Here is a 13,761-nt window from a genome sequence, read left to right as displayed (position 1 = left end):
AGGGTCAGGCGGAGTGGGCCTCTCGGTGGGCGGCTTGGGCGTTCGCTCCCTGAGGGCCCGCCACCCGGCTCTTTGCGCCCAGACCGCGCACGATCACGTAGAAGGTCGGCGTGAAGAGCAGGCCGAAGAGGGTCACGCCCAGCATGCCCGTGAGCACCGCGGTCCCGAGCGATTGCCGCATCTCCGAGCCCGCGCCGGTGGCGATGGCCAGCGGTACGACGCCGAGGATGAAGGCGAACGAGGTCATCAGGATCGGACGCAGGCGCACCCGCGCCGCCTCGATGGCCGCTTCCTTGGCCGTCTCGCCGTGCTCCTCGGCCTGCCGGGCGAACTCGACGATGAGGATCGCGTTCTTGGCGGCGAGGCCGACGAGGACCACGAACCCGATCTGCGCGAGGATGTCGATGGGCATGCCCCGGAGGTCGAGACCCGTTGCCGAGGCCAGCAGGCACATCGGCAGGATCAGCACGATGGCCAGCGGGACCATCCAGCTCTCGTACTGGGCGGCGAGCACGAGGAAGACGAACAGGCCAGCCGCGGCGAAGATGGCGACCGTCGGCGTCCCCTGCTGCTCCTCCTGGTGGGCGAGGTCGGTCCACTCGAAGTCGAAGCCGGCCGGCAGCACCTGCCTCGCGAACTCGGACATCGTCGCGATGGCCGTGCCCGACGACACCCCGGGCCCGGCCGCGCCCATGATCTCGGCGGCCGGGTAGAGGTTGTAGCGCGGCACGCGGTAAGGGGCGGTCTGGGTCTTGAAGGTCGCGACCGAGCCGACCGGCACCATCTCGCCGCTGGCGTTGCGGGCCTTGAGCCGTGCGATGTCCTCGGCGGTGCGCCGGAACTGCTCGTCGGCCTGGACGAAGACCGGGTAGGTCCGCCCGATGAAGTTGAAGTCGTTGACGTACTGCGAGCCGATGTAGAGCTGCAGCGTCGAGAACACGTCGGCGGGCGTCAGGCCGACCTTCTCTGCCTTCAGGCGGTCGATGTCGGCGTAGATCGACGGGGCGCCGGCGTTGAACAGCGTGAACACGCCCCCGAACTTCCCGGACTTGTTGGCGGCCGCGACGAGGTCGTTGGTCGCCTTCGCCAGGGCCTGGGGCCCGTGGTCGCCGCGGTCCTGCACCATCAGCTTGAACCCGCCGGCGGCGCCCAGGCCCTGAACCGGCGGCGGATTGACCACGACGATGTAGGCGCCCTGGATGCCGGCGAGGCGGGCGCGGATCTTCGGCAGCATGGACGCCGCGTTGATGCCGGGCACGTGCTCGTCGTAGAGCGAGGGCAGGCCGTAGAAGACCGTGCCGACGTTCGGCGCGACGGTCGAGGTGGTCACGTCGAATCCTGTGACCGGCGAGGTATGGGTGATGCCCTTCACCTCGGGCGTGTCGAGGATGATGTCGTTGATCTGCCGGACGACCGCGTCGGTGCGTTCCAGGCTGGAGCCCGGCGGCAGGAAGGCGACGACCGCCTGGTATCCGATGTCCTGGTCGGGGATGAAGCCGGAGGGCATCCGCGACATCTGGAAGCCCGTCAGGCCGATCAGGGCGACGTAGACGACCGCGACCACGGCGGCCGCCCGGATGAGGCGCCCGGTGAACCGTCCGTAGCTCGACGACAGCCACTCGAAGCCGTGGTTGAAGCGCCCGAACAGGGCCGCCAGGATGCGGCCGAAAAACCCCTTCTGCGCATGGTTGTCATGGGGCTTGAGGAGCACGGCGCACAGCGCCGGGCTGAGCGTCAGGGAGACGAAGCAGGAGATCACCGTCGAGGCGGCGATGGTGATGGCGAACTGCTTGAAGAACAGCCCCGAGATGCCGGAGATGAACGCCGTCGGGACGAACACGGCGCAGAGCGTCAGCGCGATGGCGATGAGCGCCGTCGAGACCTCGGTCATCGTCTTGTGGGCGGCTTCCCGCGGCGACAGGCCGGCCGCCATGTTCCGCTCGACGTTCTCGACCACCACGATGGCGTCGTCGACCACGATGCCGACCGCCAGCACGAGGCCGAACATCGACAGGTTGTTGATCGAGGCGCCGAACAGGGACAGCAGCGTGAAGGTGCCGATCAGCGAGATCGGGATGGCGATGACCGGGATGATGGTCGCGCGCCAGCTCTGGAGGAAGATGAAGACCACGGCCACGACGAGGAGCACCGCCTCGAAGATGGTATGGATGACGCCTTCGATGGACTGGTCGACGAAGTTCGTCGGGTCGTAGATCTTGATGTAGTCGATGCCCGGCGGGAACTTCTTCTTAAGCTCCGCCATCTTGTCCCAGATCGCGTGGTGCAACTGGTAAACGTTGGCGTCGGGCGTGGCGATGACGAACCACGGGGCGGAGGCGTACCGGTCGGCGTAGGCCTTCGAGCTGTAGTCGGCCGAGCCGACCTCGGCGCGGCCGATGTCGCGGATGCGGGTGACGCGGCCCTGGTTGTCCGACTTGACGATGATGTTCTCGAACTCCTCCGGCGTGGTCAGCCGGCCGAGCGTCTCGACGTTGATCTGGTAGGCCGCCGGGCTCGACTGCGGCGGCTTGTTGAGCACGCCCGCCGAGACCTGTGCGTTCTGGGCCCGGATGGCGGCCAGGATCTCGTTGGCGGTGATGTCGTAGGCGGCGGCCTTGTCCGGGTCGATCCAGACGCGCATCGAGTATTGGCGCTCGCCGTAGATCTGGAAATCGGCGACGCCCGGGATGCGCGCGATCTCGTCCCGGATGCGCAGCATGTAGTTCGAGATGTACTCGGGCGAACGGGATCCGTCCGGGGAATAGACGTGGACGCCGAGCAGCAGGGCCTGGATGGTCTTCTTGACCTGCACGCCCTGGAGCTGGACCTCCTGGGGCAGCCGGCTGAGGATGTCCTGGACGCGGTTGCGGGTCAGCAACAGCGCGGTGTTCACGTTGGTGCCGATCTTGAAGATCACCGTGACCGTGAGCGCGCCGTTCCCGGTCGACTGACTGGTGATGTAGTCCATGCCCTCGACGCCGTTGACCGATTGCTCGATGGGCGTCGCGACGGTCCTGGCGATGGTCTCGCCCGAGGCGCCTGGATAACTCGCGCTGATCTGGATCGTGGGCGGGACGATGCTCGGGTACTGGGCGATGGGAAGCGAGACCATCGTCGCCAGGCCGAACACCACGATGAAGATGTTGAGCACCACCGCGAACCGGGGGTGGTCGATGAAGAAGTGCGCGAGTCTCATGACGGCCCCCTGCCGTTGCTGTGCGTGAAAGCGCCGTCAGTTCTGAGCGGAAGCGACGGCGACGGTGGCCTGCTTCGCCGAGACCTTCGTCCCGGGGCGCGCCAGCGCGATGCCGTCGACGATGACCCGGTCGGTGGGCGCCAGCCCCGAGCGGATCACGCGCAGGCCGTCGCGCAGGTCGCCGACCTCCACCTTCTTCGGGGTCACGACATCGTCGGCGCCGACGGTCATCACGACGAAGTCCGACTGGTCGGGCAGCACGGCGGCGTCGGGAACGAGCAGCGCAGGCGCGGGCTTCGAGAGTGCGACGCGAACGCGGGCGAACTGGCCGGGAGACAGGAACAGGTCCGGGTTGGCGTAGGTGGCGCGGGCGTGGATGGTGCCGCTGGAGCGGTTCAGGACGTTGTCGACGAAGTCGAGCTTGCCGGTCCGGTCGAAGCCCGCCTCGTCGCCGAGCGCCGCCGTGACGGTCTTCGAGAGCGGCTGCTTCTGGTCGCGGCTGCGCTGGAACTTCAGCCAGTCGCCCTCGCTCATGTCGAAGTCGAGATAGATCGGGTCGAGGGATACGATGGTGGCCAGCAGCGTCGTGGCGCTCGCGCCGGCGCGGCTGCCGGCGATCAGGCCTCCGAGCGAGACCTGCCGGGCGCTCATGCGGCCGCTGAAGGGCGCGGTGACCCGGGTGTATTCGAGGTCGAGCTTGGCGTCGCGGACGCGGGCCTCGCTGGTATCGACGGCGGCCCGAGCGGCGGACTGCTCGTTCACGCGCTGGTCCAGGGTCTCCTGCGTGGCGTACTGGCTGCGGGCCAGGGACTGGGAGCGGGCGAGCTGGCTGTCGGCGAGGCCGAGCCGGGCCTTCGCGGTCTCAAGCTGCGCCTGCGCCTCCGCCAGCTTGATCTCGTAGGGGCGCGGGTCGATCACGAAGAGCAGGTCGCCCTTCCTGACGATGTCGCCGTCCTTGAAGTGGATCTCGGTCAGCGAGCCGCCCACCTGGGCGCGCAGCTCGACGCGATTGATGGCCGAGAACTGGCCCAGTCCAGTGAGCCGCACGTCAACGTCGCGTTCGGCGGGGACAGCCACCGTCACCGTCGGCAACGGCGTCGCCGCCGGGGCAGCGGCGTGCGAAGCCTCGTAGTGGCCGTAGCCGTACCAGCCCGCTCCGCCGAGCAGCGCCGCGACCAGCGGCAGGGCGACGAACCGCGCCTTGGAGGAGCGCCGCGGCGCGCCGTCCCGCGGGAGGGCCTCGAAGTCCGTCAGGGATTTGGGGGCGACGTCGATCATGACCGAGGTTCCTTCGCGCTCCGGCCCCGAGGGGCCTTTATTTGTGGAGCGTTTGCTCCTATAATCTGCATATGGCGAGGCGGACGGCCCCGTCAACACATTTTTGGAGCGAAGGCTTAGAAAAATGTCCGAGCCGCAAAAAAGGGGTCGCGGTCGACCCCCCAAGCTCGACCGGCAGGCGGCCCTGCGGGACGCGATGACGCTGTTCTGGGAGAACGGTTACGAAGGCACGACCTTCGACGACCTCATCGGCAAGATGAGCATCAGCCCGTCCAGCTTCTACAACGCGTTCGGCAGCAAGGAGCAGCTCTACCGGGAGGCGACCGAGTGCTTCGTCGAGGGCGCCCGCGAGTGGATCCTCGGAAGCCTGTTCGAGGAGGGCGTGACCGCGCGCGCGGCCTTCTCGAACCTGTTCGAGGCGGCGGCGACCCACTTCACGAAGCCGGGTACGCCGCGCGGCTGCATGGTCTCGCTGTCCGGCACGCACCAGGCCGCGAGCCTCGCGCCGCTGCGCGAGATGATGGTGGACATCCGTGCCGGGACGGAAACGTACTTCGCCGAGCGCCTTCGCAAGGGGATCTCGGACGGCGACGTGCCGGGCGACATCGACGTGGACGCTCACGCGGCCTTCCTCCACACGCTGCTGCGCGGCCTCGCGGTCCAGGCCCGCGACGGCGCCTCTTGCGAGAAGCTCGTGAGGATCGCGAAGGCCGGCCTCGCTGGGATGCCGGGGCGGATGGACGCGTGACCGCGTCCGGTGCGGTCGCCATGCCCAGGTGGCGGCCGCCCCGCCCGACCCGGGACTCCCTGCGAGCGTCGGCCTTGCGGCGACCCCCGGGAGTTTGTCCCTTCTTTGCGCCTCGGCACAAAGGTCAACGGAGCGTCAATTCCTGCCAAACGGCCGGAAGGCACCGCGGGGCCGGGGATGTCCCGTAGGCGCCGGTAGCCGGGGTTGCGCCTCGCCGGAGGCCGTCCCGGTCTCGGTCAGGCGCGGCCGAGGACCTTGCGGTTCCTGTCCTCGATCACCGCGTGCGTCGTGGCCGTCGCTCCCGGTCCGGGCACGAAGCGGACGTCCCGGAACGAGAGCGGGCGCCCGTTCTTGGTGCGCACGGCGATGGGCTCGACCGGCTCGCCGGTGGCGTCCTCGACGAGAGCCGTCCGGGGCTTGCAGTCGTCGGCCAGCCAGCGGTCGCCCCACTGCATCAGCGCGACGACGACCGGGTAGAGGTCCTCGCCCTTCGGGGTGAGCCGGTAGCCCTCCGTGTTGGCGCGCTCCTCAAGCTCAAACCGCTCGATGATCCCGAGTTCGGTCAGGCGCTGGAGGCGGGCGGTGAGGATGTTGCGGGCGATGCCGAGCCCGCGCTGGAACTCGTCGAACCGGCGCGCGCCCTGGGTGCACTCCCGTACGATGAGCAGCGACCACCACTCGCCGACCTCGTCGAGCGCACGGGCGATGGAGCAGTTCATGCCGGAGAAGCTCTTCCGCTGCATGGGACCCTTCCGCGAGAAAACAGTTGCATCATAAAACTGACGTTGATAGTTTCATGATGCAACTGCGATGGCCGAGGGTCAAGGCGCAGTGACGGAGGAGGCCTCCATGGATAGGCGTTTGCTCGTACTCGCCCTGGGCATGTTCGCCCTCGGGACCGACAGCTTCGTGATGGCGGCGGTGCTCCCCGAGATAGCCAGGGGCTTCGACGTCTCCATCGGCGCGGCCGGCCAGGTCACGACCGTCTACGCCATCACCTACGCGCTGATGGCGCCCACCGTGGCGGCTGTCGCCGCGAACGTGCCCCGCAAGACCCTGCTGCTGGCGAGCCTCGCGACCTTCGTGGTCGCCAACCTCGCCACCGCGCTGGCCCCGACCTTCGGCTTCGCCCTCGCCACGCGGGTGCTGGCGGGCATCGGCGCGGCGATGTTCGCTCCGACCGCCACCGGCGCCGCCGCGAGCATGGTGCCGCCCGAGAAGCGCGGCTTCGCGCTCGCGGTGGTGATCACCGGCCTGACGACCTCGACCGCGCTCGGCACGCCGGCCGGCGCGCTGATCGGCGGTCTCGGCGACTGGCGCTGGACGATGGTGTTCGTGTCCGCCCTCGCCGCCGTCTCGGGGCTGGGCGTCTGGGCGCTGCTCGCGGAGCTTCCGCTGCCCCCGGCCATCGGCCTGGCGAAGCGCCTGGCGCCCGTCGCCGACCCACGCGTGGCGCTGACCCTGCTGACGACCCTCGTCTACCAGACCGGCCACTTCATCAGCTACACGTACTTCACCGTCGTCCTCGACCGCGCGCTCGGCCACGACACGCTCCTGATCAGCGCGCTGCTCGTGCTCTGGGGGGCGAGCGGGATGGTCGCCAACCTCGTGACCGGGCGCCTGTCCGACGTCATCGGCAACCGCCGGGTGATCCTGGCAGGGCTGGTAATTCTCATCGCGGACATGGCGTGGCTGCCCACCGCCGGCGCCCACCTCTGGACGACGGTCATCGCCGTCGCGGTCTGGGGCGCGGTCGCCTGGGGCTTGCTCGCCCCACAGCAGCACCGCCTCGTCGTCGTCGCGCCGCAGTCCGCCCCGGTGGTGCTCGGCCTGAACACCTCGGGCACGTACCTCGGGGTCACGGCGGCCGGCGTCATCGGCGCGCTGGCCATCCCGACGGTGGGCGCGCACGACCTCGGCTACGTCGGTGCCGGCATCGTGGTCGCCGCCCTCGTCCTGGCCGAGCTCGCGACGCTCAAGATCAACGCCGCCAACCGGACCGCGCATAGCACGGCGCTGGCTTCCGCCTGAACCGACGCGCATCGGGTCTCGGCCCGAAATCTGAGAATGGTCCCGCCAGCGGGGCCGTTCCCGTACGTGGGTGATCGAGACCCGCAGACCGATCCATTCCCCGAGGGGCCGTCGTGACAACCACCTCGCGAGCCATCGCCCCTGGCGAGGCGCCAGCCGCCGGCTCACCCCTATCGACCCTTGCGCTGTTCGGGTTCGTGGTGACGGCCTGGAGCCTGAACTGGGTCGTCATGAAGGTGGCCGTGCAGGAGATCAGGCCGCTCTGGGCGGTCGCCATCCGCACCGCGCTCGCCGCCCTCGTGCTCTTCCCGCCCTTGCTGGCCACCAGGCAGCTTCGGCGCCCGCCGCGCGCCGACCTGCCCGTCCTGCTCGCTATCTCGCTGTTCCACATGACCGCCTTCGCGGCCCTCATGACGATGGGGCTGGCGCTCGTCCCCGCCGGCCGCGCCATCGTGCTCGGCTACACCACGCCCCTCTGGGTGGCGCCCGCCGCCTTCCTCTTCCTCGGCGAGCGCATCTCGGCCCGGCAATCGGCCGGCATCGTCGTCGGCCTCGTCGGCCTGCTGCTGCTCTTCGGGCCGGCGAGCCTGGACTGGGGGAACCGGCAGGCCCTCCTAGGCCAGGTTCTGTTGCTCGCGGCGGCCCTCTGCTGGTCGGTGAGCATCGTCTACACCCGCGCCCATCGATGGGTGGCGACGCCGCTGCAGCTCATGCCCTGGCAGTGCCTGCTGGCCACGATGGTGCTTGCCAGCCTCGCGGTTCTGGTCGAGGGGCCGCCGCCTGATCCTGGCCGGACGAGCACGGCCGCCTTGCTGGCGCTCGCCTACAACGGCGTGATCGGCACCGCCCTTGGCTTCTGGGCGATGACTGTGGTGAACCGGCGGGTTCCCGCCACCACGGCCGCTTTGGGGGTCCTGGCGACGCCGGTGCTTGGCATCGGGCTCTCCGCCGCCGTCCTCGGCGAGGGATTCGACCCGATGCTCATCCTGTCCGCCTTCATCATCCTCGCCGGCATCGCCATGGGCGTCACCGGGCGCAAACGGTCCGCGTAACGCCGATGCCGGCGCAGCCATGCCGCGTCGGCCGGCGACGACCGTGGCGGAGCGGACGGAGCGTCGGGCTCACCGCTACTCCCGTCGGTCGACCGGCGGGTAGAACTGCGGGCTCGCGGCGGTCGAACATGCCGTAGTCGCGGATCACCCGCACGGTCCGGATGCGCATGCGTTCGGCCTGGTCTGGCGCGACAGGCCTGAACGCCGAGGCCGCGTCGGCATCGACCCACGACAACAGAAGCATGGTCTTGTCCGGATTGTAGATCGAGTCGAACACATCCGATGCCACGAGGCCGCCGGCCGTGAGCGCGAGCCCGAGCGCGCCCGTCAGGTCGTCCGGCAGGGCTTGGCCGGCGCGAGGCACCGTCTCGCACAACTGGCACACCTTGGCGTCGCCGACCTCGGTCGCGTCGAGCCGCTGCTCGCGCACCGCATGGCCCTGGGGCGGGTGGCTGTCCGCCGTCACCTCACCGATCCGAAGGTGGTAATCGGAGAACACCTCGAACCGGCCCTCCTCCTGGACGAGATGGTGGCCCGCATGCGTCCGCCAGCGGATCACCGACTTCTCGTCCCGCCAGGTCGAGTGCGACAGCACCCAACCCGGTCGGGTCCGGCTCGTGAAGCGCTCGTTGTCGATGAAGCCGTCGATGTTCTCCAACTCGGGCTTCAGCACCTTGCCGTGCTCAAGGTACGCGTCCTTCCGGCCCTCGCCGGGATGGACCTCGAAGATGACCGAGAACATGACTCCTCCGTCTTTGCAGGCCTGGTGAGGCCGAGTTGATCCCGGCCAGGTAGCCGGCCGACGCTGCATTGACGAGGAGTGTGTGGCGGGAAGCTCATGATGTCAGCGGCGAACGCTTCGGTCGCGACCGTAGCGTTCCGTCGTGATCAGCGAACGTCGGGGGCCTATGGTCGTGCGATGACGAACGCCGCCAGCCTCTCCGGCACCGCCGCCCTGATCGGGGATCCCGCACGGGCCAACATCCTCACGGCCCTGCTCGATGGCCGGGCCCTGACGGCCACGGAACTCGCCTACACGGCGGGCGTCACGGCGCAGACCGCGAGCGGCCACCTCGGGAAGCTGGTCGAGGGGCGCCTGCTGGGCGTCGCCGTGCAAGGCCGCCACCGATACTTCCGGCTCGCCTCGCCCGAGGTCGCCCGGATGCTGGAGACCATCTTGGTGGTGGCGGCCGCGGGACCGGGGGCGGCCAAGCCACGCGCGACACCGCGGGTCAGTCCGGAGCTGCGGGCGGCCCGAACCTGCTACGACCACCTTGCCGGACGTCTCGGGGTCGCCATCGCCGATGCGCTCGTCTCGCGCGGCCTGATCGTCTTGGGCGAAGAGGCGGGCGAGGCGACCGAGGCTGGTCACGCGTGGCTCGCGCGGTTCGGGGTGTCGGTCGAGCCCGTCGGCCGGACCAAGCGCCTATTCTGCCGCCCGTGTCTGGACTGGAGCGAGAGGCGACCACACCTCGCCGGTCGCCTCGGGGCGCTGCTTTGCCGCCGCTGCGAGGAACTAGGCTGGATTGATCGGGCCAGGGACGGGCGGGTCGTCACCTTGACCCAAACCGGCCGGCGCGGGTTCGCGGATACCTTCGGGCTCCACGTTTGAGGGCACGGCGAAGGGGGATGGGGTGACGCCGGCGTCGAGATCGTCGACCACGGCTCTGTGCTCTGCGGCCCAGGCCGCTACCAGGCCGCTCGCACTCACGCGGCGGCGAGCGGGTCTCGTCTTCCGAGGCGGTGCCTGTCCCGAAGCGCGGCCAGGGCCTCGTCGGCGGCCCTCAGCCCGCTGTCGTGGGCCCCGTGGGCGGTCATGAAGTCGAAGGGGTGCGTCGCCTCGCCCGCGAAGAAGAGCCGATCCTCGAAGGGCCGGGCCAGCCGCGCCCGCGCATCGGCCCGGCCCGGCAGGGCGCAGCTATAGGCGCCGCCGATGGACGCCATGCGGCTCCACGACGTCGCCGCTAGCGGCCGGATGGCCGACGCCACGTCGCTGCCGAACAGGGCGACCAACTCGGCCGCGACGTGGGCGAAACCGGCGGCCGGGCCGTCCTCCTCCAGGATGCGGGCGCCCTCGCCGCCGAGGAACGCCTCGATCACCGGCCAGCCGTTGGGTCGGATGGAATAGGCGGCGGCCCGCGGGTCGCGCAGGTCGCCATAGGCGTGGCTGTCCGGCGCGAACGCGGCGTCGCGCGCGATCTCCAGGAAGATCTTCTCGTTGCGTCCGAGCGGCAGCGCGGCGGCCGCCTCGCGCCAGGGGTCGACCCCGGCGGGCAGGCGGATCGCGTCGCCAGCCAGGACCGCGGTGGAGACGGTGAGGATGGCGGCTCCGGCGCGGACGGTGCCGACACGGGTGGTCACGGCGACGCCTTCCGCCGTCAGTTCGATCCGCTCGGCCGGCGTGGCCAGCCGCAGCGCAGTTGAGGACGGCAGGCTGGCGGCGACCAGCGTGCCGTAGCCGAGCGGCAGGTTCCAGTTCTTGCCGGTCGAGGCATCGTCGTAGGCGAGGTAGTCGGTGGCGGAGATCTGCTCGGGTGCCATGCCGCTCATGAAGCCGGCGATAGCCCGCACGTAGGCGTTCCATTTGACACCCGCCTCAAGGGCGTCGCTTGCGCGGTCGCTGCCTTGCGCGACCTGGGCGAGGCGCTCTTCCCAATCGCCGAACGCCTTCCGGGCCGCCTCCTCGGCGTCTTCGTCCCGGGCGATGGAGGGATGCGCCTTCGTCCACGGCGGATCGCTGCGGTCGACCGGGAAGCCCGATGCCTCGGCGATGCCGACCCACGCGTTGCGGTCGCCCGAGTGAAGCCACTCGCAGCCGAGGTCGAGCGGATGGCCTCCGAGGTCTTGCGTGTACGCGCGGCCTCCGAGGCGCGACGACGCTTCAAGCAGCAGCACCGCCTTCCCGTCCGCCGCAAGCTGCCGTGCCGCGCCAATGCCAGCTGCGCCGCCGCCTACGATGATGATGTCAAACTCGCTTGCCATGAGGCTGTACGTGAGGCCGACCATTGGGTGCCACAAGCACCGAGGCTCGCGGGGAGCGGCATCGTTCGAGGTGGCTCAGCGCTACTTGGACTTTGTCGGCTGAGCTGCTGGAGTGTCCGCTTCGGAGAAGGCACCGGAGTTGGCTGAATGGCCGAGATGGGCGCGAAACCGAACGTCCGGTTCTGCGCGCGATGGCAGGCCGGCCTGACGGAAGTTGGCCGGAAGCGGAATGACCGCTTCGGAGAAAGCGGGCCGGAAAAGCGGACTGCCTCCTACCGACCCAACACAGCCGCCCACGCCGCCGTTGGCGCTACTCCAAAGCGGCCGTTCGTCAGGCTCTTGGCAAACTCAACCCGGGGTGGGAGCCTGACCTTGACGGGCAGCGTAAAAATGAGCTGCCGCTGAAACATTCGAAAGTTGAACTTAAAATACAAGAATAGGTTCTCACCATTCCAGAAACGAATCTGCCCTCAAAAGGGGGATGACAACCATACCGCTTTGATGGCAGAAAGTGTCGATCTCGGCTGCGTTGCGGTGCCACGCTCACTCAGTGATCGGGAGATCCGCTTGAATTTTCAAAGCTCGGTCTATGTGAGCTTCACGGGGGTCTGCGCCGCGACGCGACGGGCTTCTGAGGACGCGCACCTCGTCTTCGCCGATCAGTGCCTGGCTGCAGTCCTTCTTCCGGCCGAGGGGGGCTGGTTTCTGCAGGCCGGCTTCGGACCGTGCGATCACGAGGCCATCGTGTTCGATACGCTCTCGTCTGCAGCCGATTGGGTGCGGGAATGCTTCGCCGCGGCGGCCTCTGCCTTGAGTGCCGAGGCGCTGAACACGGAGGGTCCACCGGCCAGAATCTAGGGCAGCGACGCCAGGCGCAAGACGAGCACCACTAACTCGGCTTGGCGATGGGTGTGCGTCTTGTCAAACACGTATTTGAGCTGCGTCCGCACCGTCGCGACGCTGAGGTTGAGCATCTCCGCTATCTCCGCCAGCGTCTTGCCGCCGACCAGGAACAGCGTAAGCCGCGCCTCGGCGCGCGTGAGGCCGAATATCTGCTCCAGGCAGGCCGTGTTGGGCAGCGGTGTCGCATCGAGATCGATCAGCAGCAAAACCGAGTGCGGACCGTCGTCGCTGAGCACGGGTACCGGTACGCAGGTCATGATCAGCGGCCGCCGACAGCTGCGCTCGATCAGAATCCAATCTTCATTATCGAGGTTGATCCGAGATCGACCTCGGCTGAGCAGCTGTTTGATAGTCTCACGCCCCGAGCCGTTCAGGGCAGCGACGGCGGCGTCGTCAAGATTGAACATCTGCTTCAGGGTGAGCCGAGCGCTGATGTTTGTCGCCAGGATTTGGCCGGTGGTGGCCAGGATGATGCCCCCGCATCCCATGCGGTCGAATACGCGCAGCAATGGCATGCCCACCAGCATGTTTGATGGTCCTCCCGTTACCTCTCTCAGCCGACCCCATCGGGAAACTGTAGACTGATTATAAGGCGCGAATTTGCCCCGCCATACCCTTTCGATACGATGAAATAGAATTTATTATTGGGACGACAAGGTCTCGTTGCGTCCCGATGGTGATACATACCTTAGGTGCTTTCCTATGCCGGAATGTCTATGTTTCTACATTCTATCTGCCGCAAATCTGCAGATGCAACAGATATGCAACACGACGCTTAACTTCCGACTATTGAGTTTAGTGAATAGCTGCACATCCCTCATTTAAGGGATCCTGCTAGCGGCGATCTCATATAGTGCCCCGGTCGTCCGACCCGTAGATCCATTCGGAGATCACAGACTTGTACCGCTTGACCCCCCCTATGGCCGTGTGCGCGCTACTTGTCGTGGCGGCGCTTTCGCAGATTGCTGTCGGCGATCCAGTAAAGGCTTCGGAGGTCACCAGAGACGCCGGAGCGCCGGGCCTCGTCGGGGCTAACGTAGCCGCTTGCGCGGACGCCAATTCGGATTACGAGCGCTACGAGCTCGGCTGCCCGACCGATGAGCCCAGCCGCGACGTGGCGCCCGCCCTGAGCGACGACTGACCGCGCACTGTGCTCCTCTTGCAAGACGCAGTTTGCGGCAGCGCCGCCTTCGGCCTTTCCGCACCTGCCGGCCGCGACGCTTTCGTGTAGGACAAGTCGATGATCAGCATATCTGCGCCGGCCGTGCAGGTCTGCGCCTTCGCGGCGGGCTGCGCCGCCATACATGCCGCCCGAGCTCACGCCACGGCTGTGACATACTTACTCGTTGCCGCTGCGGCTGTCGTTGCGACCGCCCTCTCGTTTGTCGTGTCGCTGAACATCGCACCCGATCATGAGCTGCCGTTTGACGAGATGATGTTGTTTGCCGACCTTGCATCGAAGCCTGTGGCCATCCGAGCTGAGGCGGAAGCGCGGCCAGGAGGCCCATCGATACAGCAAGGTGGCGGCAATTGAGTGAGTGTCCCCCGGAGCCCGGCAAGGCCGAGACTTA

General features: G+C 68.2%; 12 protein-coding genes. 6 read left to right on the top strand and 6 right to left on the bottom strand.

Annotated features, from left to right (window positions below; all coding sequences use genetic code 11):
- Positions 1-4: 4 nt before the first annotated feature.
- Positions 5-3,196, bottom strand: a complete 3,192-nt coding sequence (locus MOTC310_RS09210; RefSeq protein WP_091778598.1) for an efflux RND transporter permease subunit — start codon at positions 3,194-3,196, stop codon at positions 5-7.
- Between the two features lie 36 nt (positions 3,197-3,232).
- A complete protein-coding gene (locus MOTC310_RS09205) occupies positions 3,233-4,474 on the bottom strand; it encodes an efflux RND transporter periplasmic adaptor subunit (protein WP_091778597.1) in 1,242 nt (413 codons plus the stop codon).
- A 124-nt stretch (positions 4,475-4,598) separates the two neighbouring features.
- Here MOTC310_RS09205 and MOTC310_RS09200 point away from each other — a divergent pair, with 124 nt between their 5' ends.
- Positions 4,599-5,222: a TetR/AcrR family transcriptional regulator gene (locus MOTC310_RS09200; RefSeq protein WP_210185969.1), complete on the top strand. Its 624-nt coding sequence runs from the start codon at positions 4,599-4,601 to the stop codon at positions 5,220-5,222.
- 236 nt (positions 5,223-5,458) lie between these two features.
- On the opposite strand, the gene MOTC310_RS09195 is transcribed toward MOTC310_RS09200, so the two are convergent.
- Positions 5,459-5,965 carry a winged helix-turn-helix transcriptional regulator gene (locus tag MOTC310_RS09195; RefSeq protein ID WP_091778593.1) on the bottom strand — a complete coding sequence of 169 codons (507 nt, stop codon included), beginning with the start codon at positions 5,963-5,965 and terminating at the stop codon, positions 5,459-5,461.
- Between the two features lie 106 nt (positions 5,966-6,071).
- Here MOTC310_RS09195 and MOTC310_RS09190 point away from each other — a divergent pair, with 106 nt between their 5' ends.
- Entirely contained in the window at positions 6,072-7,253 is a 1,182-nt protein-coding gene (locus tag MOTC310_RS09190; protein ID WP_331301571.1) for an MFS transporter, read from the top strand.
- 113 nt (positions 7,254-7,366) lie between these two features.
- Complete coding sequence (locus MOTC310_RS09185; RefSeq protein ID WP_331301570.1) at positions 7,367-8,305, top strand: DMT family transporter; 939 nt, start codon at positions 7,367-7,369, stop codon at positions 8,303-8,305.
- Here MOTC310_RS09185 and MOTC310_RS09180 read toward each other — a convergent pair.
- On the bottom strand, positions 8,280-9,047 hold the full coding sequence (locus MOTC310_RS09180; RefSeq protein ID WP_091778588.1) for an antibiotic biosynthesis monooxygenase family protein: 768 nt from the start codon (positions 9,045-9,047) through the stop codon (positions 8,280-8,282). The genes MOTC310_RS09185 and MOTC310_RS09180 overlap by 26 nt on opposite strands.
- 177 nt (positions 9,048-9,224) lie before the next feature.
- On the opposite strand from MOTC310_RS09180, the gene MOTC310_RS09175 reads away from it, so the two are divergent.
- Positions 9,225-9,917 (top strand): ArsR/SmtB family transcription factor, encoded by a 693-nt coding sequence (locus MOTC310_RS09175; RefSeq protein ID WP_091778586.1) that lies wholly within the window; start codon positions 9,225-9,227, stop codon positions 9,915-9,917.
- 95 nt (positions 9,918-10,012) lie between these two features.
- Here MOTC310_RS09175 and MOTC310_RS09170 read toward each other — a convergent pair whose 3' ends face one another.
- Positions 10,013-11,287, bottom strand: a complete 1,275-nt coding sequence (locus MOTC310_RS09170) for a flavin monoamine oxidase family protein (protein ID WP_091778923.1) — start codon at positions 11,285-11,287, stop codon at positions 10,013-10,015.
- 567 nt (positions 11,288-11,854) lie between these two features.
- On the opposite strand from MOTC310_RS09170, the gene MOTC310_RS09165 reads away from it, so the two are divergent.
- Positions 11,855-12,145 (top strand): hypothetical protein, encoded by a 291-nt coding sequence (locus MOTC310_RS09165; protein WP_091778584.1) that lies wholly within the window; start codon positions 11,855-11,857, stop codon positions 12,143-12,145.
- Here MOTC310_RS09165 and MOTC310_RS09160 read toward each other — a convergent pair.
- Positions 12,142-12,717, bottom strand: a complete 576-nt coding sequence (locus MOTC310_RS09160) for a helix-turn-helix transcriptional regulator (protein ID WP_091778583.1) — start codon at positions 12,715-12,717, stop codon at positions 12,142-12,144. The two genes, MOTC310_RS09165 and MOTC310_RS09160, sit on opposite strands and share 4 nt — an antisense overlap.
- 713 nt (positions 12,718-13,430) lie before the next feature.
- Between MOTC310_RS09160 and MOTC310_RS09155 the strand changes: the two genes are divergently transcribed.
- A complete protein-coding gene (locus tag MOTC310_RS09155; protein WP_175543976.1) occupies positions 13,431-13,724 on the top strand; it encodes a hypothetical protein in 294 nt (97 codons plus the stop codon).
- Positions 13,725-13,761: the final 37 nt, after the last annotated feature.

It is taken from the genome of Methylobacterium oryzae, assembly GCF_036441375.1.
In the GTDB taxonomy this organism is placed as follows: domain Bacteria; phylum Pseudomonadota; class Alphaproteobacteria; order Rhizobiales; family Beijerinckiaceae; genus Methylobacterium; species Methylobacterium oryzae_A.
Note: the sequence above shows the minus strand (reverse complement) of the source record. Positions and strands in the feature narration are given on the sequence as shown.